Origin of the sequence: Rhodopseudomonas sp. BAL398 (genome assembly GCF_033001325.1) — a bacterium.
Lineage (GTDB): Bacteria > Pseudomonadota > Alphaproteobacteria > Rhizobiales > Xanthobacteraceae > JARJEH01.
Window position 1 is genome coordinate 772862 of the sequence record NZ_CP133111.1, and the last position, 24656, is coordinate 797517.

At 64.8% G+C, this 24656-nt stretch carries 20 protein-coding genes; 9 read left to right on the plus strand and 11 right to left on the minus strand.

Translation table 11 applies throughout. The features are described 5' to 3' along the window. Window positions 1-24: 24 nt before the first annotated feature. The 3 genes from RBJ75_RS03635 to RBJ75_RS03645 are packed head-to-tail and all read right to left on the minus strand — an operon-like array spanning window position 25 to window position 3073. Window positions 25-1110 (minus strand): sensor histidine kinase, encoded by a 1086-nt coding sequence (locus tag RBJ75_RS03635; protein ID WP_044414138.1) that lies wholly within the window; start codon window positions 1108-1110, stop codon window positions 25-27. Further along, on the minus strand, window positions 1107-1547 hold the full coding sequence (locus tag RBJ75_RS03640) for a response regulator (RefSeq protein WP_044414135.1): 441 nt from the start codon (window positions 1545-1547) through the stop codon (window positions 1107-1109). Before RBJ75_RS03640 ends, RBJ75_RS03635 begins: the two co-directional genes overlap by 4 nt. Then, on the minus strand, window positions 1544-3073 hold the full coding sequence (locus tag RBJ75_RS03645) for a sensor histidine kinase (RefSeq protein WP_044414133.1): 1530 nt from the start codon (window positions 3071-3073) through the stop codon (window positions 1544-1546). Before RBJ75_RS03645 ends, RBJ75_RS03640 begins: the two co-directional genes overlap by 4 nt. Window positions 3074-3262: 189 nt before the next feature. On the opposite strand from RBJ75_RS03645, the gene RBJ75_RS03650 reads away from it, so the two are divergent. Genes RBJ75_RS03650 through RBJ75_RS03660 form a run of 3 tightly spaced genes read left to right on the plus strand, consistent with a single transcriptional unit; the run spans window position 3263 to window position 5221 of the window. Continuing rightward, window positions 3263-3586 carry a hypothetical protein gene (locus tag RBJ75_RS03650; RefSeq protein WP_234707450.1) on the plus strand — a complete coding sequence of 108 codons (324 nt, stop codon included), beginning with the start codon at window positions 3263-3265 and terminating at the stop codon, window positions 3584-3586. A 4-nt stretch (window positions 3587-3590) separates the two neighbouring features. Further along, a complete protein-coding gene (locus RBJ75_RS03655; protein WP_044414130.1) occupies window positions 3591-4853 on the plus strand; it encodes a ferric reductase-like transmembrane domain-containing protein in 1263 nt (420 codons plus the stop codon). Beyond that, a complete protein-coding gene (locus RBJ75_RS03660; RefSeq protein ID WP_044414127.1) occupies window positions 4850-5221 on the plus strand; it encodes a cytochrome b5 domain-containing protein in 372 nt (123 codons plus the stop codon). Before RBJ75_RS03655 ends, RBJ75_RS03660 begins: the two co-directional genes overlap by 4 nt. On the opposite strand, the gene accC is transcribed toward RBJ75_RS03660, so the two are convergent. From accC to aroQ, 3 genes are all read right to left on the minus strand, one after another. After that, window positions 5218-6573: an acetyl-CoA carboxylase biotin carboxylase subunit gene (gene accC, locus RBJ75_RS03665; protein WP_317528688.1), complete on the minus strand. Its 1356-nt coding sequence runs from the start codon at window positions 6571-6573 to the stop codon at window positions 5218-5220. The genes RBJ75_RS03660 and accC overlap by 4 nt on opposite strands. A 126-nt stretch (window positions 6574-6699) precedes the next feature. Beyond that, window positions 6700-7194 carry an acetyl-CoA carboxylase biotin carboxyl carrier protein gene (gene accB / locus RBJ75_RS03670; RefSeq protein WP_044416250.1) on the minus strand — a complete coding sequence of 165 codons (495 nt, stop codon included), beginning with the start codon at window positions 7192-7194 and terminating at the stop codon, window positions 6700-6702. A 39-nt stretch (window positions 7195-7233) separates the two neighbouring features. Next, window positions 7234-7743 carry a type II 3-dehydroquinate dehydratase gene (gene aroQ, locus RBJ75_RS03675; RefSeq protein ID WP_044416252.1) on the minus strand — a complete coding sequence of 170 codons (510 nt, stop codon included), beginning with the start codon at window positions 7741-7743 and terminating at the stop codon, window positions 7234-7236. Window positions 7744-8483: 740 nt separating this feature from the next. On the opposite strand from aroQ, the gene RBJ75_RS03680 reads away from it, so the two are divergent. Further along, entirely contained in the window at window positions 8484-8696 is a 213-nt protein-coding gene (locus RBJ75_RS03680; RefSeq protein ID WP_044416254.1) for a hypothetical protein, read from the plus strand. Window positions 8697-8909: 213 nt separating this feature from the next. On the opposite strand, the gene RBJ75_RS03685 is transcribed toward RBJ75_RS03680, so the two are convergent. From RBJ75_RS03685 to RBJ75_RS03700, 4 genes are all read right to left on the minus strand, one after another. Further along, the gene (locus RBJ75_RS03685; RefSeq protein WP_044416256.1) at window positions 8910-9677 is read right to left on the minus strand and encodes a DsbA family protein; all 768 of its coding nucleotides are present in this window, start codon (window positions 9675-9677) and stop codon (window positions 8910-8912) included. A 230-nt stretch (window positions 9678-9907) separates the two neighbouring features. Continuing rightward, a complete protein-coding gene (locus tag RBJ75_RS03690) occupies window positions 9908-10537 on the minus strand; it encodes a peroxiredoxin (RefSeq protein ID WP_044416258.1) in 630 nt (209 codons plus the stop codon). Between the two features lie 384 nt (window positions 10538-10921). After that, a complete protein-coding gene (locus tag RBJ75_RS03695; RefSeq protein ID WP_044416261.1) occupies window positions 10922-11323 on the minus strand; it encodes a BA14K family protein in 402 nt (133 codons plus the stop codon). A gap of 198 nt (window positions 11324-11521) precedes the next feature. After that, window positions 11522-12958: a M48 family metalloprotease gene (locus RBJ75_RS03700; RefSeq protein WP_276156960.1), complete on the minus strand. Its 1437-nt coding sequence runs from the start codon at window positions 12956-12958 to the stop codon at window positions 11522-11524. A gap of 107 nt (window positions 12959-13065) precedes the next feature. On the opposite strand from RBJ75_RS03700, the gene RBJ75_RS03705 reads away from it, so the two are divergent. From RBJ75_RS03705 to RBJ75_RS03715, 3 genes are all read left to right on the plus strand, one after another. Next, a complete protein-coding gene (locus tag RBJ75_RS03705; protein ID WP_044414399.1) occupies window positions 13066-14274 on the plus strand; it encodes a pyridoxal phosphate-dependent aminotransferase in 1209 nt (402 codons plus the stop codon). A 151-nt stretch (window positions 14275-14425) separates the two neighbouring features. Continuing rightward, entirely contained in the window at window positions 14426-14986 is a 561-nt protein-coding gene (locus RBJ75_RS03710; protein WP_044414405.1) for a biotin transporter BioY, read from the plus strand. Between the two features lie 106 nt (window positions 14987-15092). After that, window positions 15093-16427 carry a dicarboxylate/amino acid:cation symporter gene (locus tag RBJ75_RS03715; RefSeq protein ID WP_044414401.1) on the plus strand — a complete coding sequence of 445 codons (1335 nt, stop codon included), beginning with the start codon at window positions 15093-15095 and terminating at the stop codon, window positions 16425-16427. A gap of 200 nt (window positions 16428-16627) precedes the next feature. Here RBJ75_RS03715 and RBJ75_RS03720 read toward each other — a convergent pair whose 3' ends face one another. Beyond that, window positions 16628-19849 carry a ribonuclease E/G gene (locus RBJ75_RS03720; RefSeq protein ID WP_044414403.1) on the minus strand — a complete coding sequence of 1074 codons (3222 nt, stop codon included), beginning with the start codon at window positions 19847-19849 and terminating at the stop codon, window positions 16628-16630. A 699-nt stretch (window positions 19850-20548) separates the two neighbouring features. Here RBJ75_RS03720 and RBJ75_RS03725 point away from each other — a divergent pair. Both RBJ75_RS03725 and RBJ75_RS03730 read left to right on the plus strand, forming a co-directional pair. Then, window positions 20549-21844 (plus strand): N-acetylmuramoyl-L-alanine amidase, encoded by a 1296-nt coding sequence (locus RBJ75_RS03725; protein ID WP_276156961.1) that lies wholly within the window; start codon window positions 20549-20551, stop codon window positions 21842-21844. A 205-nt stretch (window positions 21845-22049) separates the two neighbouring features. Then, entirely contained in the window at window positions 22050-24539 is a 2490-nt protein-coding gene (locus tag RBJ75_RS03730) for a penicillin-binding protein 1A (RefSeq protein WP_044415823.1), read from the plus strand. The last annotated feature ends 117 nt before the right edge of the window (window positions 24540-24656 follow it).

A 24656-nucleotide genomic window follows, 5' to 3' on the forward strand; every position in this document is an offset into this window, starting at 1 on the left:
GCAATCGCGGTAGGGCGAGCGGTGCTAATTCGCCACCGCCATCGTCGGTGCCGGCGCATTGATCCGGCGAAACCGCAGCACGATTCGCGTGCCGGTATGACCGGGATCGCGCTCGACGCTGGCATCCAGCTTGGTCGCCATCGCGTTGACGATGCGCTGGCCCATGCCGGTGGATTGCGGATTGATCTTGACGTTGAGGCCGACGCCATCATCGGTGATCGCCAGTGCGAGCTCGTCGCCTTGAGCGGACAGTTCGACGTGGATCGGGCCGGCGCCGTCGGGGTAGGCGTATTTCACCGCGTTCATCACCAGCTCGTTGACGATGATGCCGATCGCCACCGCGCGGTCGGGATCGATCTCCACGGCCTCGGCCTTCAGCGTCAGCCGCGACATCCGGTTGCCTTCGGCGGAGCGCCGCAGATCTTCCAGCAGCGCCTCGAGATATTGATTCAGCATCACGCTTTTGAGGTCGTGCGAGGTGTAGAGCCGGCGATGCACCTGCGCCACCGCGGCGACCCGGCCCATGGCGTTGGTCAGCGCCGCCTTGACTTCCTCCTGCTTGCTGGAAGAGGCCTGCAGATGCAGCAGCGAGGCGATGATCTGCAGCGAGTTGCCGACGCGGTGATTGACCTCGCGCAGCAGCATCTCGCGCTCGGCGGCGAGCGCGGCGTAGCGGTCGCGCGAGGCGCGAACCTCGGCCTCAGCCTCGTCGCGGGCTTTGCGGATCTGCGCCTGTTGCAACGCATGGCCGGCCGCAACCTGCAGCAGCGGCACGAAGTCGCCCTGGGTGTCCTTGACCAGATAGTCGGCGGCGCCGGCCTTCAAGGCGGTCACCGCGATCTTGGAATCCTGCGAGGCGGTGACGAACACCACCGGCGGCGGATCCGCAAGGGTCTGGATCTGCTCCAGGGTTTCCAGCCCGTCGAGGCCGGGCATGTATTGGTCGAGACCGACCACGTCGATGCCGCCGTGGCGCAGCCGTTCGATGCCGGCTTCGCCGCTGAGGACGTGTTCGACACTAAACCCATGTCGCTGCAAGCCGCGCGTGACCAGCCGGCCGAGCGCTTCGTCGTCGTCGATATAAAGCAGGGTGGGTTTGGCTGCGGTCATGAGTTGGCGGCTGGGACCTGGATCACGGAGAAGAACAAACCGAGCTGGCGAATCGCGTTGGCGAAGCTTTCGTAATTCACCGGCTTGGTGATGTAGACGTTACACCCCAATTCGTAGCAGCGCTTGATTTCGTGGGCGTCGTCGGTGGTCGTCAGCACCACGACGGGGGTGCATTTGAGGTGGTCGTTGTCTTTCACCCGCCGCAGGATGTCGATCCCGCTGGTATCCGGCAGATTGAGGTCGAGTAAAATCAACAGCGCGCGGTCCTTATGGGCGATGCCGCTGCCATCGGCGCCAAACAGGTAGTCCAGCGCGGCTGTACCGTTGGTGAACGGAATGATCTCGTTGTTGACGCCGGAGCGGCGGATGTTGCGTTCGATCAGCCGGGCGTGGCCCTCGTCGTCCTCGATCATGATGATCGTTACTGGGTTACTCATGCGCGTTTATCCCGTTTGGAGGCCGTCCATTTTGCCGGCAGGGTGATGGTGAAGGTGCTGCCTCGACCAAGTTCCGAGGCCACCGACATGGTGCCCCCGAGTCGGCGCACCAAGGCGCGGACATGGGCCAGGCCGATGCCCTGTCCGGGCTTGTCCTGGGTGCCGGCGCGGCGGAACAGATCGAAGATGCGCTGGTGGTCTTTGGGGTCGATACCGCGGCCATTGTCGGCGACCTCGAAGATCGCAAAGCCCAGCCGCTGATGGCCGCGGATCGAAATATCGCCGGGAACCCCCGGCTTGAGATATTTCAGCGCGTTGTCGATCAGGTTGGAGAAGATCTGTTCCAGGGCGAGGCGGTCGCTGACGATCTCAGGCAACGGCTCGATCCGGATCTCGGCCTCGGCTTCGGCGGCCTGATGCGCCACCGTGGAGGCGATGTTCTCGATCAATTCGCGGGTATCGATCTGCACCGGCTGAAACTCGCGCCGGCCTTCGCGGGTCAGGTTGAGGATGGCGCTGATCAGCCGGTCCATCTTGCCGATCGATGATTTGATGAAGCCGAGCGCCTCGGTGAAATCCTGCGACAGCTGCTTGTCGGCCTCGTCGAGCAGCGGCTGGCCCTGATCGTCCAGGCTGGCGTCGATCGCCTGCGGCGCCGCGGCACGCGCCAGCGTGGCGATCCGCCGGAAGATGTCGCCGCGCAATTCCTCGAGCTCGCTGGTGAAGCCCATGATGTTGACCAGCGGCGAGCGCAGGTCGTGGCTGACGATATAGGCGAAGCGCTGGATCTCCTCATTGGCCTCGCGCAGATCGGAGGTGCGTTCGTCGACCGTGGCTTCGAGGTTGAGGTTGTTGTCACGCAATTGCCCCTCGGCCTCGTCGCGGGCGCGGGCCGAGCGCCGCACCAGAAAGATCGAGACGCCAGCCAGCACCAGCACCAGCCCCGAGCCGGTGGTGGTGACGATCGAGGCCAGCGATTGGCTGCGGTCGGCCGCGTCGGTGCGAACCGTGAACAGCCGCTGCTCTTCGGTGCGCATATCGGCGGTGAGGTCGCGAATCCTGCTCATCGCGTCACGGCCGGTGGCGTCGCGGATGATCGCGTTGGCCTCGGCGATCTTGTTCTCCTTCGCCAGTTGCAGCACTTGCCGAAATTGCGCCAGCCGCTTCTCGGTGAGGTCGACCACTTCGGCAATCAACGGGCGCTGCACGTCGTTGTCTTGAACCAGCCCCCGCAACTGCTGCAGCAGCGGCATGATCTGCTCTGAGGCATCCTGGAATTCATCCATGAACTCGCTCTGCGAGGTCAGGACAAATCCGCGCTCGGCGCTCTCGGCGCGGCGCATCTGCAGCTGGGTCAGGGAAATCTGGTTCTCAACCTCAAGCGTGTGCGCGACCCACGCGCTATCCTCGCGAGCCTGCTCCAGCCAGTAGACCGACCCGATGCTGACCGCGACAAGCACTGCGAAGGCAAGGGCAAGGAGGGCGATCTGGACAAGGCCACGTTCACGCGCGCGATCAACCGTCACCGCGCACCTTCAAAGTCGTCAGCAAAACCAGCCCATCCCAGCAAGATCGTCTGCAAAAATCACCTATCAATAATCTGATCGAACATTGGTTCCGTTGGCCGTAATTTATATCTGAAGCCACAATAGCCGATAGGCGTATGGCGGCAATGCCGTCCTGCGCCGACGGTGCGAGCCGCAAAGGAGTGCCCCGTGGTCGCCACAATCGATATCCGAAACGTTTCGGCCGTGGTCCTGATCGCGACCCTCCTGCTCGGCTCCGCGGACGTCGCGTCTGCCCGGCCGTGGCGGGCCGATGAGGGCAACACCAGGGGCTGGCAATTAATGAGCCCGCAGGAGCGGATCGACCATCAGGCGCGGGTGCGCGGCTTTACGGATTACCGGTCGTGCGAGGTCTACCGCAGACAGCATCATGCCCTGATGGTGATGCGCGCCGTCGAACGCCGCCTCAAGCCCCCGGATTCGCAATGGGATTTTTGCGAGCACCTCAAGCCTTCACCGCCGCAAAGGAATTGAGCTGGTGGCGGGGCTGCGATCCAGGCTGGGCTTTTGGTCGATTCCGCTGCTCACGGTTGCAGTGCCGATCGGGTTCGTGGTCTGGGCCTATCCGGAGGGGCTGGCGCCGATGCGCGCCGCCGGCATCATCGTCGGCTGGCTCGGCACCGGATTGCTGCTGGTGAGCCTGGCCTTGATGCTGCGCGAGCCGCGGCTGGCGCGCTGGCTCGGCGGGCTGGAGCGGATGTATCGCTGGCATCACGGCACCGGGGTGGTTGCCTATGTGCTGTTGCTGCTGCATCCGCTGGCGCTGGCCGCCAATGGGCTGTCGACCTCGCCTGCGATCGCCTGGGCGACGCTGTCGCCATTGACCGAGAGCTGGCCGGTCTGGACCGGCTGGTTGGGGCTGCTGGCGCTGATGCTGGGCTTGGCGCTCAGCTTTGTCCGTCGCATTCCCTATGGTCCGTGGCGCTGGCTGCACGCCATGCTGGCGGTCGGGGTGCTGCTCGGCCTCGGCCATCTGGTCCTGCTCGGCATCGACGAGCCGGTGCTGCCGATCATGGCGGTGGTGGGACTGATCCTGGCCTGGCGGCTGCTGCGCGGCGATCTCGGGCTGGCGGCGCGGCCCTACATTGTTGCCTCGGCACGGCAGATCGCGGCCGGCGTGGTCGAGATCGCGCTGCGTCCGCTGGGCGATCCGATTGAGGTCGGCACCGGTCAATTCGTGCTGGTCGCGCTTCACAACGGCCCGAAATATCGCGGCTGCGGCGAATTCCATCCGTTCACCGTCAGCGCGATCGATGCCGACCAGGTGCTGCATGTCGGCGTCAAGGCGCTGGGCGATTGCACCGGGCGGATGATGTTGGTCGAGCCGGGGGTCGCGGCGCGGGTGATGGGCGGGTTCGGCGGGCTGCTCGGCACCAGCTCGGCGCCGCAGCTCTGGGTGGCGGGCGGGATCGGGGTCACCCCGTTCGTCGCGCTGTTGAACGCCGGTCGGATCGGCGGCCCGACCACCTTGATCTATCTGTGCCGCAACGAGGCCGACGCGGCGTTCCTGCCGGATTTGCGCGCCATCGCTCCGGCCGATCCGAGGCTTTCGCTGCAGGTGGTGGCGACCGGCGACGCCCTGCCGGATCTGGAGCGGCTATTGCCGCCGGCCACGAAACTGTCAGGCGTCGAATGCTATCTGTGCGGACCGCCCGGGCTGATTGCCGCGCTGAAATCCGCGTTGCGGGCGCGCGGCGTCACCGCCCAACACATCCACTACGAAAACTTCGAGTTCAGATGATGCGCAAATTATATCTGGCGACCACGAGCTTGTTTTGGGTGATGGTGCTGGCGTTCTGGGCCGGCGATGTGCTGTCGCCGCATGCCGAACAGCCGGCGGCGATTTCGGCCAGTCGGGACATCACTTCGGCTGAGCTGGCCAAACATGCCACGCCGCAGGATTGCTGGATGGCGATCCGGGGCCAGGTCTATGATCTGTCGGCCTATCTGCCGGATCATCCGTCGCGGCCGCAGATCATCGAGCCCTGGTGCGGCAAGGAAGCCACCCAGGCCTATGACACTAAGACCAAGGGCCGGCCGCATTCAAAGGAGGCCGACGATCTGCTGCCGAAATACCGGGTCGGCCGCTTCGTGCCCGGTGCAGATTAGCCGGTCTTGGAATCGCCGGCGGCCAGATACTGCTCGAGCCAGTGAATGTGGTAGTCGCCGTCGATGATCGAAGGCTCGCGGACCAGGGCGCGGAACAGCGGCAACGTGGTCTCGATGCCATCGACGACCATTTCGTCGAGCGAGCGGCGCAGCCGCATCAGGCATTCGGCGCGGGTCTTGCCGTGCACGATCAGCTTGCCGACCAGCGAGTCGTAATAGGGTGGGATCGTATAGCCCTGATAGACGGCGGAATCGATCCGGACCCCGAGACCGCCGGGCGGGTGATAGCGGGTGATCTTGCCGGGCGAGGGTCGGAACGTCACCGGGCTCTCGGCATTGACGCGGCATTCGATGGCGTGACCGTTGAGCACGATCTCGTCCTGGGTGCAGGGCAGGTCGCCGCCGGCGGCGACGCGGATCTGCTCCAGCACCAGATCGATCCCGGTGATCATCTCGGTCACCGGATGCTCGACCTGGATTCGGGTGTTCATTTCGATGAAGTAGAATTCGCCATCCTCGTAGAGGAATTCGATGGTGCCGACGCCGAGATACTGCATGTCCTGCATCGCCTTGGCGCAGATGCCGCCGATCCGGGCGCGGGCCTCCGCTGTCAGCACCGGGGAGGGGCCTTCCTCCCAGACCTTCTGGTGACGGCGCTGCAGCGAGCAGTCGCGTTCGCCCAGATGGATCGCGCCGCCGCGGCCGTCGCCCAGCACCTGGATCTCGATATGGCGCGGCTTCTGCAGATATTTCTCGAGATAGACCGAGGCGTCGCCGAACGCCGATTTGGCCTCGTTGCCGGCGGTCGACAGCGCCAGCATCAGGTCGTCGGCGGTCTGCGCCACCTTCATGCCGCGGCCGCCGCCGCCCGAGGCGGCCTTGACCAGCACCGGAAAGCCGATCGCCTGGCCGATCGCCATGGCGTCGTCTTCGGGGCCAACCGCGCCTTCGGAACCCGGCACCACCGGAATGCCGAGCCGCTTGGCGGTCCGCTTGGCCTCGATCTTGTCGCCCATCAGCCGGATGTGTTCGGCCTTCGGGCCGATGAAATGCAGATTGTGCTCGGCGAGGATCTCGGCGAAGCGGGCGTTTTCCGACAGGAAGCCGTAACCGGGATGAACCGCGTCGGCGCCGGTGATCTCGCAGGCCGCCAGCAGCGCCGGGACGTTGAGATAGCTGTCCTTCGAGGCCGGCGGACCGATGCAGACGCTTTCATCGGCGAGCCGGACATGCATGGCGTCGGCGTCGGCGGTGGAATGCACCGCCACGGTGGCGATCCCGAGTTCCTTGCAGGCGCGCAGCACCCGGAGCGCGATCTCGCCGCGGTTGGCTATCAGGATCTTGTCGAACATCGTCTCTGCCTTCTCCCGTCGCCCTGAGCTGCGAGCTGTCGCGCGCCTCGAAGGGGACGGTCTGTTGGGATTCATGATGTCGTCCCGAGCCGCCAGCGCCGGCGCTTCGGGACGACGCAGACGTGGTTATTCGATCACGACCAGCGGTTCGCCGAATTCGACCGGCTGGCCGTCCTCGACCAGGATCTGGGTCACGGTGCCGGCGCGCGGCGACGGAATCTGATTCATCGTCTTCATCGCCTCGATGATCAGCAGCGTTTCGCCGGCGGCGACCTTGTTGCCGACCTCGACGAACGGCTTGGCGCCGGGCTCCGAGGCCCAATACACCGTGCCGACCATCGGCGACGGCACCACGCCGGGATGTTTGGAGATGTCGGCGACCGGCGCCGGCACCGCGGCGCTCGCGATCCCGGGGGGCTGATAGCCGGCCGGCATCGCAGCGTTGATGCTGACATTGCGGGCGACCCGGACCCGCAACCCGGCGCGTTCGATCTCGATCTCGGTCAGATTGGTCTCGTCGAGCAGCAACGCGAGATCACGGATCAGCGCGTGGTCGGCAACCGCTTTGGTATCGGTCGCTTTGGGCTTCGCGGCTGGCTTGTCTTCAGGCGGGCGGGCCATATTCTTTAATCCAAACGTTGGTGGGTGAAGGGCGCGGGGTCAGGCTTTGGCGCCGGCGCCGATTTTTGCGGCCAGGCCCGTAATGGCGAGCCGGTAGCCGTCGATGCCGAAGCCGCACAGGCTGGCAAAGGCGGCTTTCGCGATGAAAGAGTGATGACGGAAAGCGTCGCGGGCGTAAACATTGGAGACGTGAACCTCGATGGCCGGGATCTGCACCGCCACCAGGGCGTCGTGCAGCGCGATCGAGGTATGGGTGTAACCGCCGGCATTGAGCACGATGCCGACCGCCTTGCCGGCATGGGCCTCGTGGATCCAGTCGATCAACTCGCCTTCATGGTTGGATTGCCGGCATAGCGCGGTGAGACCGAACCGTTCCGCGGTCTCCGCGCACAATTTGTCGACATCGGCGAGGGTGGCGCGGCCGTAGACCTCCGGCTCCCTGGTCCCGAGCAGATTCAGGTTCGGGCCATTGAGGACATAGACTGTCCTGGGACCGGCTGTCTCGGGACCGACTGTCTGTGGAATTGGATTCGGATTGATGTTGGGCATCCCGCCTTCCGGCAATGTCTGCAATGGGTTCGCGGCGGAAGCGCCGCCTGGGCCAATCCAAATGCCGATGGATGCTCGGATTCGGACGAGATCGCCTAGCTGCGGGGTTTATAGGTAACCTCGCGGCGAAGGGGAAGCCTCAAGACGTTCAGACAGCGGTTGAATCGGCTCACGCGATGCGCCCGCTGGACAGGCCAAGGCACGGATAAGGCGCGGAATTTGCGCGTCACCCCGCTTGGCCGCGAGGCCTCGGCGCCGCGGGGCGTCCTCGTCAGTTGGTCTAACCACGCCGGCTTCGGCCAAACCGAGTGGCTGGCCGAGCTCGGGGCGCTGCTGCTGCACGCGGCCCACCTGCGGTCATCAGTGGACCCGCGCGCCGCGAACCGGAGGCGTCGTCGCGCTGGGCCCTCATGGCGCGGCTGCGGGCCTGGGCGGTGGGGCCGGAACCGCGGCCGGTTTCGCGGGCAATGGCCGGGCGCCGCGGGACTCAAGGGACTATTGAAATCGCCTGGCGATAAGTTCCCTGTTCCATTCGCTCGCGATCACCAATGATTATTGCGTTGCGTCGGGCCTGTCGCGCGCATCGCGCCGGACTGGAGCTTGCGGCGCTTGCGAAGCCATCGGCGAGCTCGTTGAACGGCAAGAATAATCACGACTTCAGCGACTGGTTCGTCTAGGTTATTGTCAAGGACGACCTATGTATGAGAGCAACGAATGGTGTAACACCCGGGAGAAGCGTCATGGCTCGCTACGTGGTGCGGTTTATGAAGGACATTCTCGGAGAGAATGGAAGGCAGGCCGAGATCTGCCAGAGCCTGCTCGAGATCGAGGCTGCTAATAGCGGAGACGCGACCGAGCTGGCCAAGAAGAAGTTCTGCGAAAAGCAGCGGGTCAAGGAGTGGTCGCTCCATGCCGACCGGGTCCAAGTTGCCGAGACCGAGTTTCCGTCGTAGCGCGCGCCCCGATTGATCGCTCGACCGTGAAGGTCGCGATCAACCCTCCTGTCCTGCCCCGCAAGCCGGCCACATTGCTGCTTCGCCGGCGAGGTGAGGCCGATCGTTCTAGTTCCCCCCGCGTTTGATAGACCGATCCGGGCGGCCCGTGCGGCCTGCGCCCAAACGGGCGCAGACGTTGCGTGGCATATCCGACTTTGCGAGACCTGATGCTCAGCAGGCCGCCTTGCCGCAGCGGGCCATGCCGACCTTTTCCTTCAGCGTGTCGAGGCCGACCGCGCCGACCACGACCTGCTTGCCGATCACATAGCTCGGCGTGCCGTTCATGCCCATCGCTTCGGCGAGCTTGAAATTCTCCTCGATGGTGGCGCGCACTTCGGGGCTGGAGAAATCCTTTTCCAGCTTCGCCATGTCGAGTCCGGCCTCCTTGGCGGCGGCCATCGCATGGGCCTTGTCGGCCTGGCCGCGACCGCCGAGCAGTTTCTGATGGAAGGCGAGATATTTCTCACCCGTGGGATCCTGCATCCGCACCGCGACCGCGACCTGCGCGGCCTCGACCGAGCCGGGCCCGAGCACCGGGAATTCCTTCAGCACGACCTTCAGCTTGGGATCGGACTTCATCAGCGTCAGCATGTCGTTCATCGCGCGCTTGCAGTAGCCGCAATTGTAATCGAAGAACTCGACCAGGGTGACGTCGCCATTTTTGTTGCCGATGGTGACGCCGCGCGGCGAGTCGAAGATGGTCTTGGCATTCTCGCTGATCGCGGATTGATGCTTTTCGGCCTCGGCGGCGGCCTGGCGCTTGCTCAATTCGGCCGACACTTCCTCCAGAATCTCCGGATGGGTCAGCAGGTAGTTCTTGACGATGCTTTCGATCTGGCCGCGCTGACCGTCGGTAAATTGTTGCGCCGAGGCGGCCTGTGGCGCGCCGACGGCGGCGAGCGCGAACAGGGCGGCGGCGAGCAGGCGAAGCGAAGGCATGGGCGATTCCCTTGGGGCAGGTGGGTTTGCTGAAACGAACGCGGTTCGGAACCTGCATAGCGGTTCTGCCGACGGAATACGTGTAATTTATGAACACGATTCGGTCAGCCGAAATGGCCCGGCGATCGATGTTGCAGCGCATCAGGCATTGCGGCTTCGAGGCCTAAGGCATCGAAGCCGCAATCGGCGGCATCAAACCGGCTGGCCAACAGGTGGCCAGGCGTGGAGCGCTACTTGACGCTGGTCAGGCGCAGATAGGGGCGCGGCTCGTCCCAGCCTTGCGGGAAGGCCTTGACCGCGGCGTCGCCGGTGATCGACAGCGGAATGATCACCTTGTCGCCGGGACGCCAGTCCGCCGGCATGGCCACCTTCTCGCGGTCGGCCAGCTGCAGCGCGTCGATGACGCGCAGGATCTCATCGAAATTGCGCCCGACATTCATCGGATAGGTCATGGTCAGGCGGATCTTGTGCTTCGGATCGATGATGAATACCGAGCGCACCGCGGCGGTATCGCTCTGGCTCGGGTGGATCATGTCATAGAGCTTGGCGACCTTGAGCTCCTTGTCGGCGACGATCGGAAATTGCAGGTCGGTCTTCTGGGTATCGTTGACGTCGTCGATCCACTTCAGGTGCTCCGCCACCGTATCGGTCGACAGGCCGAGCGGCTTGGTGTTGCGCGCGGCGAATTGCTGCGCGAGCTTGGCGGTTCTGCCCATTTCGGTGGTGCAGACCGGCGTGAAATCGGCCGGGTGGCTGAAGAAGAACACCCAGGAATCCGCGGCCCAGGCGTGGAACGAGATCTCACCCTTGGTGGTGGGAACGGTAAAGTCGGGCGCGGTGTCGCCGATATGAAGGGACATAGGTAATCTACTCCTGATGGTTCGATGGAAGCCGCACCAGATCGCGGGGTGCAAGCCTCAAACTGGCTGGGAAAGCGCAGCATGATCTGGAGTCGTGGAGGGTGTCTTGACCGGGGTCAAGCGAGATGTCGGTCCTGACAGCCATGCGCAGCAATCTTGCGGCGGGGGCCTATGCGGGCCTGCGTACGAGCGGTTAGCCCGTCATCTCGGCAACGGTAAATGCGCCCAATCAACCGTCATCATCAGTCTTCGCCGCGCGACCGGAATCGTGGTTCGATTCCGCCGCGCGGCTTGCAATTATGCCGAATCTTTCACAGTCGGAACACGGCGTAAGGCGCCTTCACGGTTTCGAGTGGATCGCTCGATCGCTCGAAGCCGATCTTGTTATGGGCACGGGTGACGGTTGCCGTCATAGCCCAGATAGGTGCCGCTTCGCGGATCGTAGGATTTGTAACGCTGCAGGCAATACTCCACTGCGTTGTTCCGCTCGGCTTGACCAGCCGCGATCGCGCCGCCGACCATCGCCGCGCCGAGCCCGAGGCCGATCGCCGCGCCGACGCCCGGGCCGCCCCAGCCGCGTCCGCGACCCCGACCACCCCAGCCGCGTCCACGGCCGCGCCCACCCCAACCGCGTCCACGCTGGGCATGCGCTGCGGTGACGCCGGCAGTCATGACGGCGCCGGTCGTGGCGATCAAGCTGAGTCCGTAGACTGCCAGCAGCACGCCGCTCGCCAGCACGCGGGTAATTGCCTTGCGAATCGAACCCTTTGATTTTTCAACTGCCATATTGCGCCTTTCCAATTCATTGTTGCCGATGACCCAGCAAAACCTATGCAGTCATCAATTTCAAACAAGAACATGACGATCCAGAATGAACCGTGACTTGGATCACCTTATAATTCTCAGGTGAACGCGGCGCTTTCAAGGAAAAGCCGCTTTTGCGACCCAATTTTTGAATGTCGTGACACTTCTGCGGTGCAGCGATTAATTTTTCCCCGGCGGCTTGGCTGCGACAATGTCGTCGGCCTTGACCCAGCCCGGCGAGCCGATCGCGAATCGAGTCTTGGCGCGGGCGGCCAGCTCGCGCGCGGTCTTGTTGTCGCCGCGCAGGAACGCCGCTTGCGCCGACGCCAGATCGGCCTCGGCATAGTCGCCTTTGCGGCCATAGGCCATCGCCAGTTGTGCATAGCCAAGCGGCGCCTCGGTCTCGCGCGCCAGCGCGGCACGCAGAATCCGGATCGCCTCGTCGCTGTTGGCCTTGTTGTTGGTGGCGACCAGCGCTTGACCCAACAGCATCTCGATCAGCGGCGCACCGTGCGACAGCGTCACCGCCTTGCGCAGCGGCGCGATCGCCTCCGCGGGCTTGCCGCCTTCGAGCAGCGCCTGGCCGCGCAACTCGTAGAAATAGGGATTGTTCGGTTCGCTCCGGATCAATGAATCGATCTGCCCGATCGCGGCGCGCGGATCGCCATGCAGATAGCTGGCGATCGCGCGCGCATAGCGGGCGGGTAGCGAGGTGTCGGAGGGCGGATAGCGCCGGTACACGGTTTCGGGCCGCTCCATGAAGCCGGAGGTCTTGGCGCGCATCATGTCGTGGCGCAGCTGCAGCGCCGGATCGTCCATCTTGTCCCAAAAGCGGCTGGAGCGGGCGATGCCCTCGAGCGCGGCGACGCGTTCGGCCGGCATCGGATGCGACTGCACGTAGGGGTCGGCGCCGCGCGCGGAGAACAGGCTTTCATCGGTGAAGCGCTTGAAGGTCTCGTACATGCCCTTGGCGGATTGCCCGGTGGCGGTGAGGAAGCGGACACCGGCGCGGTCGGCGTTTTCTTCCTGCTGGCGCTGATAGGACAACAGCGTGCGGCGGATCGCTTCCTGCGGCGCGGCGATCGCGGCGGCGCCGGCTTCGCCGAGGCCGCTATTGGAGCCGCTCCTGGAACCGGCCACCATGGCGCCGACGCCCAGCAGCATCGCCACGATCATCTGGGTCTGCGCCCGCGCCAATTGCAGCCGCAGCTTCGACAGATGGCCGCCGGCGAGATGGCCGGTCTCGTGCGCCAGCACGCCGATCAGCTGATTGGGGGTCTGTGATTGCAGCAGCGCGCCGTAATTGACGAAAATCCGGTGGCCGTCGGCGACGAAGGCGTTGAACGCGCTGTTGTTGATGATCGCCACCTGGATGTTCTGCTTTTCGAGGCCGGCAGCGCGCAGGATCGGTCGCGTGTAATCGCGCAGCAATTGCTCGATTTCGGTGTCGCGCAGCAGCGACGGTCCGCTGGCCTGCTGAGCCAGCGCGGGAACCGGCGCGATGATCAGCGCCGCGGCGACCACCAGCGCGGTCAGTTGCGACAGCTTCTGCGATAGCTTCGCGCGTAGCGTTTTGCGCAGCCGGTGACGGGAGTGTTCAAAGAGGGCTTTAAGCATTGGCCATCGGTGCAAGAGGGCGTATCCCTGCTCGGAATGACGATAGCGGCATCGGTGCGGCGTCCGCCGCATCTTTGCCGGTGCAAAGCCGGGGATAGCAGATTTCGATGCTCGATGCGACACTGACCAAGCGCGCGCGCGACCTGATGGCGGCGTCGGCGCGCAGCGATGTTCCGGCCTTCATGGTGATGGACGTGATGGCGGCGGCGGAAAAAATCGAAGCCGCCGGCGGCCATGTCATTCACATGGAAGTCGGCCAGCCGGCGGCGCCGGCGCCGCGCACCGCGATCGCCGCCACCCATGCGGCGCTCGATGGCGGCCGGATCGATTACACCTCGGCGCTGGGATTGCCGTCGCTGCGGGCGCGAATCGCTCGGCATTATCGCGAGGCCTATGGCTGCGCGGTCGATCCGGCGAGGATCGTCGTCACCACGGGATCATCGGGGGCCTTCATCCTCGGCTTCCTGTCGCTGTTCGAACCCGGCGACCGGGTCGCGGTCACGGTGCCGGGCTATCCGCCGTATCGCCATATCCTGACCGCGCTGGGCTGCGAGCCGGTGCTGATCGAGACCCATGGCGAAACCCGCCACGCCCTGACCGGCGAGGCGCTGCTGGCGGCGCATCGCAAGACGCCGCTGAAGGGCGTGCTGATCGCCAGCCCCGCCAACCCGACCGGCACGATGATGACACGGCCGGCGTTGACCGAGCTGATCGCGATCGCCGAGCGCGAAGGCATCCGCTTCATCTCCGACGAAATCTATCACGGGCTCGACTACGCATTTCCGGCGGTGACCGCGGCGGAATTGTCGCCGAACGCGGTGGTGATCAATTCGTTCTCGAAATATTTCTGCATGACCGGCTGGCGGGTCGGATGGATGATCGTCCCCGAAGCGCTGGCACGTCCGATCGAACGGCTGCAGCAAAATCTGTCGATCTCGGTGCCGACGCTGTCGCAGATCGCCGCCGAAGCGGCATTTGATGGCCGCGACGAGATGGAGGCGGTCAAGCACGGTTATGAGGCCAACCGCCGGATTTTGATCGAGGGCCTGCCGCAGGCCGGGCTCGGTGATTTCCTGCCCGCCGACGGCGCGTTCTATCTCTACGCCGACGTCTCGAAATTCACCGACGACAGTTTTGAATTCACCAAGCGGATGTTGCAGGAGGCGCATGTCGCCGCCACTCCGGGAGTCGACTTCGATCCGGTTCGTGGCCGCGCCTATGTGCGGTTCTCCTATGCCCGCTCGGCGCAGGACATGCGCGACGCGGTGGACCGCATCACCCGCTGGCTCGGAAAGGGCGGCATGTCACATCGCTGATCTGCCCAGTATGCGGGCTTGCGCGGGGGTCTTGTTCGCCGCTATAGGCTGGCACAACCACCGGGCGATCGCCTTCAGGAGACATCCCGTGTCGACACTACCCTCCGCGACGCCTTTCGTCGGCGGTCCGCACCGTTCGCTCGGCGCCCTCGTGTGGCCCGCGGGTGTCGGCGTGTTGTCGCAAGCTTTGCGCGCTGTCGTTCTGGTGGCGCTGGGAACCGCGCTGCTGACGCTGTCCGCTAAGGTCAAGCTGCCGCTGCCTTTGGTGCCGATGACGCTTCAGACGCTGGTCGTGTTGATCATCGGCGCGGCCTATGGGGCGCGGCTGGGCACGGCGACGTTGCTGGCCTATCTCGCCGAAGGCGCGATCGGATTGCCGGTTTTCGCCGGGCCGGTCGGTGGGCTGGCGCCATTGCTGGGACCGACTGCCGGCTATCTCGCGGGCTTCGTGGTCGCGGCGTTCCTCGTCGGTGCGCTGGCGGAACTTGGCTGGGACGGCTCGGTGCTGCTTCTGTTCCTGGCGATGGCCGTGGGTCACCTCGCCATTCTGGGGCTCGGTTTCGGCTGGCTTGCCTTTGGTCTGCGTCTCGGCGCGGAAAAGGCGTGGCTAATCGGGGTCGCGCCGTTCATCGCGGCTGCGCTCGTCAAAAATGCACTGGGCGCAGCCCTGCTTCCCGCAACAAGGCATCTGCTCGACCGCCGTGGCTGCTGATCGCGGACGGCTCACCCATCATATTGAACACGTGCGTCCGATCGGCCTGCCTGCGCTCGGGCGTCTCTCTGCAATCCGTACAGGCACTTGATCTGGAGTAGTTTGAATGACGGCGGTAGTGGTCGATAACGGGGGGACGGTGCGCGCGACCTCGTCGAATCCCTGGTACAGGGTTCTCTATCTCCAGGTCATCATCGCGATCATGTTCGGCGTGCTGGTGGGCTGGCTGTGGCCCAATATCGCCACCAATGAATGGGTCAAGGCGCTCGGCGACGGCTTCGTCAAGTTGATCAAGATGGTGATCGCGCCGATCATCTTCTGCACGGTGGTCTCCGGCATCGCCCATATCCAGGATGCCCGGAAGGTCGGCCGCGTCGGCGTCAAGGCGCTGGTGTATTTCGAGATCGTCTCGTCATTTGCCTTGATCCTCGGGCTGCTGGTCGGAAACGTGCTTAAGATGGGCGAAGGCCTCGGCGTCCATCCGGATGCGGCGGCGGTCGCCAAATACGTCAAGCAGGCGCAGGCGCAAAAATCGATCGACTTCGTGCTCAACATCATCCCCGACAGCGTGGTCGGCGCGTTCGCGCGCGGCGACATCCTGCAGGTGTTGCTGTTTGCGATCCTGTTCGGCTTCGCGCTGCTGACGCTCGGCGCGCGCGGTCACCGCGTCCGTGACGTGATCGACGACACCGCGCATGCGATGTTCGGCGTGATCTCCATCATCATGAAGGCGGCCCCGATCGGAGCCTTCGGCGCCATGGCCTTCACCATCGGCAAATTTGGTCCGGCGGCGCTTGGCAATCTGGTCGGGCTGATCGCGGTGTTCTATCTCACCGCGGCGCTGTTCGTGGTGATCGTGCTCGGCATCATCGCCAAGATCGTCGGCTTCAACATCTTCAAGTTCCTGCGCTACATCAAGGACGAATTGCTGATCGTGCTCGGCACCAGTTCGTCGGAGAGCGCGCTGCCGCAGCTGATGGAGAAGCTGGAGCGGCTGGGTTGTTCGAAATCGGTGGTCGGCCTCGTGGTGCCGACCGGCTATTCCTTCAACCTCGACGGCACCAACATCTACATGACGCTGGCGACGCTCTTCATCGCCCAGGCGCTCGGCGTCGACCTGACCTGGACCGAGCAGCTGACCATCCTGCTGGTGGCGATGCTGACCTCGAAGGGCGCCAGCGGCGTTTCCGGCGCCGGCTTCATCACGCTGGCGGCGACGTTGTCGGCGGTCAACCCGGCGCTGGTCCCGGGCATGGCGATCGTGTTCTCGGTCGACAAGTTCATGAGCGAGGTGAGGGCGCTGACCAACATCACCGGCAACGGCGTTGCGACCGTGTTTGTATCGTGGTGGGAAAACGAGCTCGACCACGACAAGCTCCACGCCAGTCTGAACCGGACCATTGATCCGTCTAATGTCGAGACCGCCGTCACCACCGGCTGACCGCCGTCAGTACCGAACCTAATGAAGCCGTCCGGTCGTGCCGGGCGGCTTTTCGCTGGCGCTCGGTCGGGCGATCTGGATTGGCCATCCGCTTGATCGACTGGATCCGCAGCCCCCGTCTGCCACGCCAATCGCGTGCCATTAAAAAAGCCGCCCGGTTTTGCCGGGCGGCTTTTCTGATTCAGACGCTGAACCTGTTGTCAGTCGTTGCCGAGGACGCGCGACCACCAGCCGGCCTTGCGGGGCTGGGCCTCGGTGGCGGCTTCCGGGGCGGCAGGCGCGGCTTCCGGAGCGACAGGCTCGGCAGCCGGTGCAGGCTCAGCAACCGGCTGTGGCTCTGCTGCGACCTGCTGCGGTTCGGCCGAGGCGAAGTTCACCTTTTCGCGGACGGTGGAGCGCCGACGCGCCTTTTCCTTTTCCGCGTCGCGGGCGCCGTCATCCTGAGCCGGCTTGGGTTCTTCCCGGACCGGCTGCGCTGGTGCGACGGCGAGCGGCTGCTCGCTGACGACATCCTGCTTGGGTTCGCTGGCGGTCACCGGCTCGCTTGCCGAGTCGCTCGCGATCTCGCGCGGCATTTCGGTTGGCCGCGGAGCCTCGTCCTGCGGCGTATCGAAGGGCTGCGGTTCCGGCGCCATGCCGTCCATATCGGCCACCGCATAGGTGGATTCCGGAGCGGTGGTCGGTCCGAGTTCGTCACCGATCGAGCCGGAGAGGCCGTCTTCCGGGCCGCCACGACGGCGCCGTCCGCCACGGCGACCGCGGCGACGCGGCCGGCGCTCGCCATCGGCCGTCTGGTCGGCGGAGCGAGGTTCACCGTCCTGATCGTCCGGACCTTCGGATCCATCATCCGCGCCATCGTCGCCCTCGGCGACGGCGTCGCCCTCCGGCGCGTCGGCTGCCCGCGGCGCGTCATCGCCATCGTCGCGCGCCGAACTGCCCTCACGGGGCTCGCCGGTGCGGCTGCGTCGGCGACGACGCCGCTTGCGTTTGCGCCCGTCGGCGTCGGTTTCGCTGTCGCCCGAGGCCTCGCTCGAGGCCTGATCGGATGACGCGTCGTCGCTCAGGCCGACGGTCTCGTCGGTTTCGATTTCGGCCTCGAATTCGAACTGCTCGTCGTCGTCATAGGGTTCGTCGAGCGCCGGCGGGAATGCCGCGACCTGCGCCGCCAGCACCGCCTTGGCGGCCTCCAGCGTGTGGATCTGCTCGCCGCGATCGATCACGAAGGACTGCTGCGCGGTGACGGTCGCGTCGGCGATCACCGCCAGCGAGACCTTGAAGCTGTTTTCGAGGTCGCGCAGATGGCCGCGCTTGTGGTTGAGCACATAGAGCGCAACGTCGGTGCGGGTGCGCACGATCAGGTTGTGGGTCGCGCCCTTCATCAGGATCTCTTCAAGTCCGCGCAGCAATTGCAGCGCCACCGAGGAGACCGAACGGACGTGACCGGAGCCGCCGCATTGCGGGCAGGGCTCGGTCGAGCTCTCCAACACGCTGGCGCGGATCCGCTGTCGCGACATTTCCAACAGGCCGAAATGCGAGATCCGCCCGACCTGGATGCGGGCGCGATCCTGCCGCAGGCAATCGCTCATCTTGCGTTCGACCGAGCGGTTGTTGCGCTTCTCATCCATGTCGATGAAATCGATCACGATCAGGCCGGCGAGGTCACGCAGCCGCAGCTGTCGCGCCACTTCTTCCGCGGCCTCCAGATTGGTCTTGAGCGCGGTATCCTCGATGTGGTGCTCGCGGGTGGAGCGCCCCGAATTGACATCGATCGAGACCAGTGCCTCGGTCTGGTTGATGACGATGTAGCCGCCGGAGCGCAGTTGCACGGTCGGCGAGAACATCGCGTCGAGCTGGCTCTCGACCCCCATCCGCGAGAACAGCGGCTGGCCGTCGCGATACAGCTTCACCGCCCGGACGTTGGACGGCATCAGCATATGCATGAAGTCGCGCGCTTCCTGGTAACCGGCTTCGCCGGCGACCTGGATCTCGTCGATTTCCTTGTTGTAGAGGTCGCGCAGCGAGCGCTTGATCAGCGAGCCTTCCTCGTAAACGAGGGTCGGGGCCTGCGACTTCAGCGTCATGTCGCGGACGGTTTCCCACATCCGGATCAGATATTCGAAGTCGCGCTTGATTTCCGGCTTGGTGCGCGAGGCGCCCGCGGTGCGCAGGATGATGCCCATGCCCTCCGGCACGTCGAGGTCCGACACCACATCCTTGAGGCGCGAGCGATCCTGCGCCGAGGTGATCTTGCGGCTGATGCCGCCGCCGCGCGCGGTGTTGGGCATCAAGACGGCATAACGGCCAGCCAGCGACAGATAGGTGGTCAGCGCCGCGCCCTTGTTGCCGCGCTCTTCCTTGACCACCTGCACCAGCATCACCTGGCGACGCTTGATGACTTCCTGAATCTTGTACTGCCGACGCGGCCGGAAGGCACGCTCCGGCACTTCCTCGAGCACGTCGTCGCCGCCGACCGACTCGACCATGTCTTCCTCGGCATCGGCTTCATCATCTTCGTCTTCGTCGTCTTCGTCCTCATCATCGGCGTCGTGGGCGTCGGCATGATGGTCGCCGTCGTGATGATCCGCCTCGTGGTGATCGTCGTCGCCATGCGCGTCGTCGTCATGAGCTTCGCTGTCGCGTGCTTCAATGTCGCGTGCGTCGCTGTCGTCGGCTTCGGTCGCGCTGACCGGCGCGGTCTCGGCGCCGCCGGCCGGCTGCTGACCGGCGTCGAATTCGTTCGGCACGATCGGTGCGACGGCGGTGGCCAGGATTGGTGTTGCGTCGGCTGGCGTCTCGGCCGGCGATTCGGCGGCAGGCGCCGCGTCGGCGCTGGTTTCGTCACCCGATGAGGCGTCGGCAGCGGTCGGCTGCGCGGGCGTTGCATCGTGGCGCGGCTCGGCATCATGAGCGCCGACCGTCCCTGGCTCGGCCTGTTCGTGCTCGGCATGCTGATGACCAAGCAAAGCCTGCTCGGCATGATCCTCATGCGGCTGTTCGGCCTGCGACGGATCCAGGCTGGCGCCTTCGACGATGTCGCTCTGCACCCGCTCGCCACTGCCGCGGCGGCGCTGACTGCGGTGCCGCGGACGGCGGCGATTGGAGCGGTTTTCGGTCTCTTCTTCGGCTTCGCGGTGGGCGCGTTCGTCGGCCTCGATCAGCGCCAGACGGTCGGCGACCGGGATCTGGTAATAATCCGGATGAATTTCGCTGAAAGCGAGAAAGCCGTGGCGATTGCCGCCATATTCGATGAACGCGGCCTGCAGCGACGGCTCGACCCGGGTGACCTTGGCGAGATAGATATTGCCACGCAGTTGTTTGCGCTGGGCGGTCTCGAAATCAAACTCTTCGACGCGATTGCCACGGACCACAACCACCCGGGTCTCTTCCGGGTGGGTGGCGTCGATCAACATTTTGTTGGGCATTTTTGAACTCTTGGCGGCGGAATGCGCGCATGACGACACGCGCAAATCGCGCGGTCGGAGGATGCGAGCGTCCACCTGATTCGGGGGTGAGGGGAAGGCCGAAACGCAACCCGGGGCGCCGCGCCGACACTGAACCCGGGCCATTGCGACGAGCGAAGCTTTCGCTTCGCATCGGCGCGGCCGTTGCTTGGGTCTTGGTCGGCATCACACTGTGGCGCATCAAGCGTCGGCCCGTCTGAACAGATTGGCGGCAAATCGTCCGCCGTGTCTTCTTGCTGAAGGACCGGCGCCGCGCCGAAGCGCTCGCCAGCTGTGGAAATCTCCGACCAAGAGGCCGAAAATGATCGGTCATGAAGTGTCTGAACCGCCCCTGGAGCAAAAATGACCTGGGACCAGACGCCGCTCGGGCTGCACCGCCGCTCCTGCTCAGCCGCGCGCTGCGCTGGCTGGGGAGCGGACGGAAAAACGCTAAATCCCGTTAGCATTGTGGGAGGGATTCGGCGCTGCACCGGGAGGCTGAACGCGACACAACCGGGAGTTTAGACCGTCAGCCCTCGATTCATACGTGGAATGGATCGCGCTTGCAAGGGAAGCGTAGCCCGCTGGCAACACCCGGTCTCAATCGCCTTCCGACCTTTAAGCTTCGGTTAACCGTACGGTTCTATTGCGGTAAAACAGCAGTCGGAGGGACGGGATTCGTTGTCGGGCCGCACAAATCATTTTGTTTTGTTGGGCGCAATTTTTGCGTGCGCCGCAGCATTGCTGTGTGGTTCCGCGATCGGGGCCACCGCGGCCGATCCCGATTCGACCGGCTCGGTGAGCGCCGGTAATTTTCCTCTGGCCTCCGACGTGCGCCTGGCCGGCGACGACAAGCAAACCCGTTTCATTGTCGACCTCGATCAGAAATTCCCGGTGCGCGCCTTCACGCTTGCCGATCCCTACCGCGTGGTGCTGGATCTGCCGCAGATCAACTTCCGGTTGCCGGCCGGCGCTGGCGCCACTGGTCGCGGGCTGGTCAAGGCCTTCCGTTATGGCCTGGTGATGCCCGGCGGGTCGCGGATCGTGCTGGATCTCACCGGGCCGGCGAAGATCGCCAAATCCTATGTTCTGGACGCGGCCAACGGCCAGCCGCCGCGCTTGGTGGTCGAGCTTGAATCGGTCGATAGCGAGACCTTCACGCAATCGCTGGCTGCGGAGAGCCGCCCCAAATTGCGCCCGGCTGTCGGCGTCGTCGAAGCCTCGGTGGTGCTGCCAGTGCCGCCAACCGACGCCGCCGAGGCTGATCCGCGGCCGGTGGTGGTGATCGACCCCGGCCATGGCGGGATCGACAATGGCACACAGGCCGCCGGCAACGGCATCGTCGAGAAGAATCTGGTGCTGGATTTCGCGTTGGCGCTGCGCGAGCGAATCCGCGCCGCCGGCAAATACCGGGTGGTGATGACCCGGACCGACGACACTTTCATTCCGCTCGCCGAGCGGGTGAATATCGCCCGGGCGAACGCGGCATCGCTGTTCGTGTCGATCCATGCCGATTCATTGCCGCGCAGCGAGGGCGACGCGCAGGGCGCCACGATCTATACATTGTCGGACAGGGCGTCGGATGCCGAGGCCGAGCGGCTGGCGGAGGCGGAGAACAAGGCCGACGCCATCGGCGGGGTCAATCTGACCGAGGAGCCGACTGACGTCGCCGATATCCTGATCGACCTCGCCCAGCGCGAGACCCGGACCTTTTCCAATCGCTTTGCCCGGCAGTTGATGGGCGAGATGAAAACCGCCACAAGGCTGCACAAACACCCGCTGAAATCCGCCGGCTTCAAGGTGCTGAAAGCACCCGACGTGCCCTCGGTGCTGCTCGAATTGGGCTACGTCTCCAACAAGGGCGATCTGAAGCACCTGATTTCGGACAGCTGGCGGGCCAAGACGGTGGCGTCGGTGGCCAAGGCGATCGATTCCTTTCTGGCCAAGCGCGTGGTGGCGGCCGGCGGGCGGAACTGAAAAACCCTCGATAGCGCGGCGGCGGAGCCCTAGTTTGGCCACAGCGGGCGTTCTATAAACCCGCAAACGCTCCGCGTGCGGTTTGCATAATCGGTTAAAACTGCGTTGGCTGCGACTGGACGAATCGCCGCGCGTCGCAGATCTGGGGCGCCGATGGGCTCCTGGGCGCCAGACCCGGCACTTGAACTGAAACGGATATTTTCGAATGCGCTTGCTGCTGCGGTTTATGGGGTTTCTGTTTGCCGCCGGGACCATCGTGTTTCTGGTCGGCGTGGCCGCCGCCGCCGGGCTGATCTGGCATTACTCCAAGGACTTGCCGGACTATTCGCAGCTGCAGGATTATGAGCCGCCGGTGATGACGCGGGTCCACGCCGCGGACGGCGCGCTGCTCGGCGAATATTCCAAGGAACGCCGACTCTATCTGCCGATCCAGGCGGTGCCGAAGCTGGTGATCAACGCTTTCCTGGCCGCCGAGGACAAGAATTTCTACGAGCACGGTGGCATCGACTATGTCGGCATGGCGCGGGCCGCGCTGCTTTATGCGCAGAACTACGGCTCTGGCCGTCGGCCGCAGGGCGCGTCCACCATCACCCAGCAGGTCGCCAAGAACTTCCTGCTGACCAACGAGGTGTCGTTCACCCGCAAGATCAAGGAAGCCTTGCTGGCGATGCGGATCGAGCGCGCCTATTCCAAAGACAAGATCCTCGAATTGTATCTGAACGAGATCTATCTCGGTCTCGGCGCTTATGGTGTCGCCGCGGCATCGCTGGTGTATTTCGACAAATCCGTCAACGAACTCACCGTCGCCGAAGCCGCCTATCTGGCGGCGCTGCCGAAGGCGCCCGCGGCGCTGCACCCGATCCGCAACCACGCCCGGGCGGTCGAACGCCGCAATTATGTGATCGACCGGCTGTTGGAGAATGGCTGGATCAAGCAGGCCGACGCCGACAAGGCCCGCAAGGACCCGTTGGTCGTCACCAACCGCGGCAACAACGCCCACACTTTCGCCGGCGAATATTTTGCCGAGGAGGTGCGCCGCGACGTGCTGGAGCGCTATGGCGAGAAGAAGCTGTATGAGGGCGGCTTGTCGGTGCGCACCACGCTCGATCCGAAGCTGCAGGTGGAGGCTCGCAAGACCATGACCGCCGGCATGGTGCGCTACGACGAGGCCCATGGCTGGCGCGGCCCGATCAAGCAGCTCGACATCACCGGCGACTGGGGCGTCAAGCTCGCCGACGTCAAATCGCTGTCGGACATCTCGCCGTGGCGCATGGCCGTGGTGCTCGAGAGCGGCGAAAAGTCGGCCCGGATCGGATTCCAGCCGGGTCGCGAACTCGGCGGCGCGATATCCAAGGATCGCGAAACCGGGATCATCACCATCGACGGCGTCAAATGGGCCAAGGCCGCCGCGGGACCCAAGCGCGGCAAGACTCCCAAGACGGTTTCGGAAGTGCTGTCGCCCGGCGACATCATCTATGCCGACCCCTTGCTCGCCAAGGACGGCAGCGTGGTCGAAGGCCAGTATCGTCTGCGCCAGCTGCCGGAAGTCTCCGGCGCGATGGTGGCGATGGACCCGTGGACCGGCCGCGTGCTGGCGATGGTCGGCGGCTTCTCGTTCGACCAGAGCCAGTTCAACCGCGCCAGCCAAGCCTATCGGCAGCCGGGCTCGTCGTTCAAGCCGATCGTCTATTCGGCGGCGATGGACAATGGCTATACGCCCTCGACCGTGGTGGTCGACGCGCCGATCGAAATCGATCAGGGGCAGGGCGCCGGGGTCTGGCGGCCGGAAAACTACTCGACCGGGAAGTTCTACGGCCCGACCACGTTGCGCAACGCGCTGCGGCGCTCGCTCAATACCGTGACGGTGCGGTTGGCCCAGGACGTCGGCATGCCGCTGATCGGCGAATACGCCAAGCGGTTCGGCGTCTATGACGAATTGCCGAATTATCTGTCCTACGCGCTGGGCGCCGGCGAGACCACGGTGATGCGGATGGTCACCGCCTATTCGATGTTCGCCAATGGCGGGCGTCGGGTGAAGTCGACGCTGATCGACCGGATTCAGGATCGCTACGGCCACACCATCTACAAGCACGACGCCCGCGAATGCCGTGGTTGCGATGCGCCGGAAGGCTGGCACAATCAGCCCGAGCCGCAACTGATCGACCGCCGCGAGCAGGTGCTCGACCCGATGACGGCCTATCAGATCACCTCGATGATGGAAGGCGTGGTCCAGGCCGGCACCGCCACCGTGATGCGCGACGTCGGCAAGCCGATTGCCGGTAAGACCGGCACCACCAATGACGAAAAGGATGCCTGGTTCATCGGCTTTTCGCCCGATCTCGTGGTCGGCGTCTATGTCGGTTACGACAAGCCGCGCAATCTCGGCAGGGGCGGCACCGGCGGCCATCTGGCGGCGCCGATCGCGCGCGATTTCATGAAGCTGGCGCTGGTCGACAAGCCCGCCGTTCCGTTCCGCGTGCCGGCCGGCATCAAGCTGATCAGGGTCGACTCGGCAACCGGGATGCGCGCCGGACCCGGCGATCCCAAGACCATCCTCGAGGCCTTCAAGCCGGGCACCGCGCCGCCGGATAATTACTCGGCGATCGGCGTGGCCGATTATGACGGGCGCTCGCAAACGGTCTCTCCGGATGCCGACCGCACCATCCTGCGCTCCGGCACCGGCGGGCTGTACTAGACCATCCGCGCGCCGCTGTTGCTGCGGATAAAATCGCGTTGCTGGCGGCGAAGGCTCGGCTCAAATGAGCGGTTCTGCGATTGATCGCGGAACCAATTCGCCGGCGTGGCCTTTCAC

Bases quoted from the DNA above. Each gene is read 5' to 3' on its own strand.
- RBJ75_RS03635 (WP_044414138.1), bottom strand. From the start codon at position 1,110: ATGACCGCAGCCAAACCCACCCTGCTTTATATCGACGACGACGAAGCG.
- RBJ75_RS03640 (WP_044414135.1), bottom strand. From the start codon at position 1,547: ATGAGTAACCCAGTAACGATCATCATGATCGAGGACGACGAGGGCCAC.
- RBJ75_RS03660 (WP_044414127.1), top strand. From the start codon at position 4,850: ATGATGCGCAAATTATATCTGGCGACCACGAGCTTGTTTTGGGTGATG.
- accC (WP_317528688.1), bottom strand. From the start codon at position 6,573: ATGTTCGACAAGATCCTGATAGCCAACCGCGGCGAGATCGCGCTCCGG.
- accB (WP_044416250.1), bottom strand. From the start codon at position 7,194: ATGGCCCGCCCGCCTGAAGACAAGCCAGCCGCGAAGCCCAAAGCGACC.
- aroQ (WP_044416252.1), bottom strand. From the start codon at position 7,743: ATGCCCAACATCAATCCGAATCCAATTCCACAGACAGTCGGTCCCGAG.
- RBJ75_RS03680 (WP_044416254.1), top strand. From the start codon at position 8,484: ATGGCTCGCTACGTGGTGCGGTTTATGAAGGACATTCTCGGAGAGAAT.
- RBJ75_RS03685 (WP_044416256.1), bottom strand. From the start codon at position 9,677: ATGCCTTCGCTTCGCCTGCTCGCCGCCGCCCTGTTCGCGCTCGCCGCC.
- RBJ75_RS03690 (WP_044416258.1), bottom strand. From the start codon at position 10,537: ATGTCCCTTCATATCGGCGACACCGCGCCCGACTTTACCGTTCCCACC.
- RBJ75_RS03695 (WP_044416261.1), bottom strand. From the start codon at position 11,323: ATGGCAGTTGAAAAATCAAAGGGTTCGATTCGCAAGGCAATTACCCGC.
- RBJ75_RS03700 (WP_276156960.1), bottom strand. From the start codon at position 12,958: ATGCTTAAAGCCCTCTTTGAACACTCCCGTCACCGGCTGCGCAAAACG.
- RBJ75_RS03705 (WP_044414399.1), top strand. From the start codon at position 13,066: ATGCTCGATGCGACACTGACCAAGCGCGCGCGCGACCTGATGGCGGCG.
- RBJ75_RS03715 (WP_044414401.1), top strand. From the start codon at position 15,093: ATGACGGCGGTAGTGGTCGATAACGGGGGGACGGTGCGCGCGACCTCG.
- RBJ75_RS03720 (WP_044414403.1), bottom strand. From the start codon at position 19,849: ATGCCCAACAAAATGTTGATCGACGCCACCCACCCGGAAGAGACCCGG.
- RBJ75_RS03730 (WP_044415823.1), top strand. From the start codon at position 22,050: ATGCGCTTGCTGCTGCGGTTTATGGGGTTTCTGTTTGCCGCCGGGACC.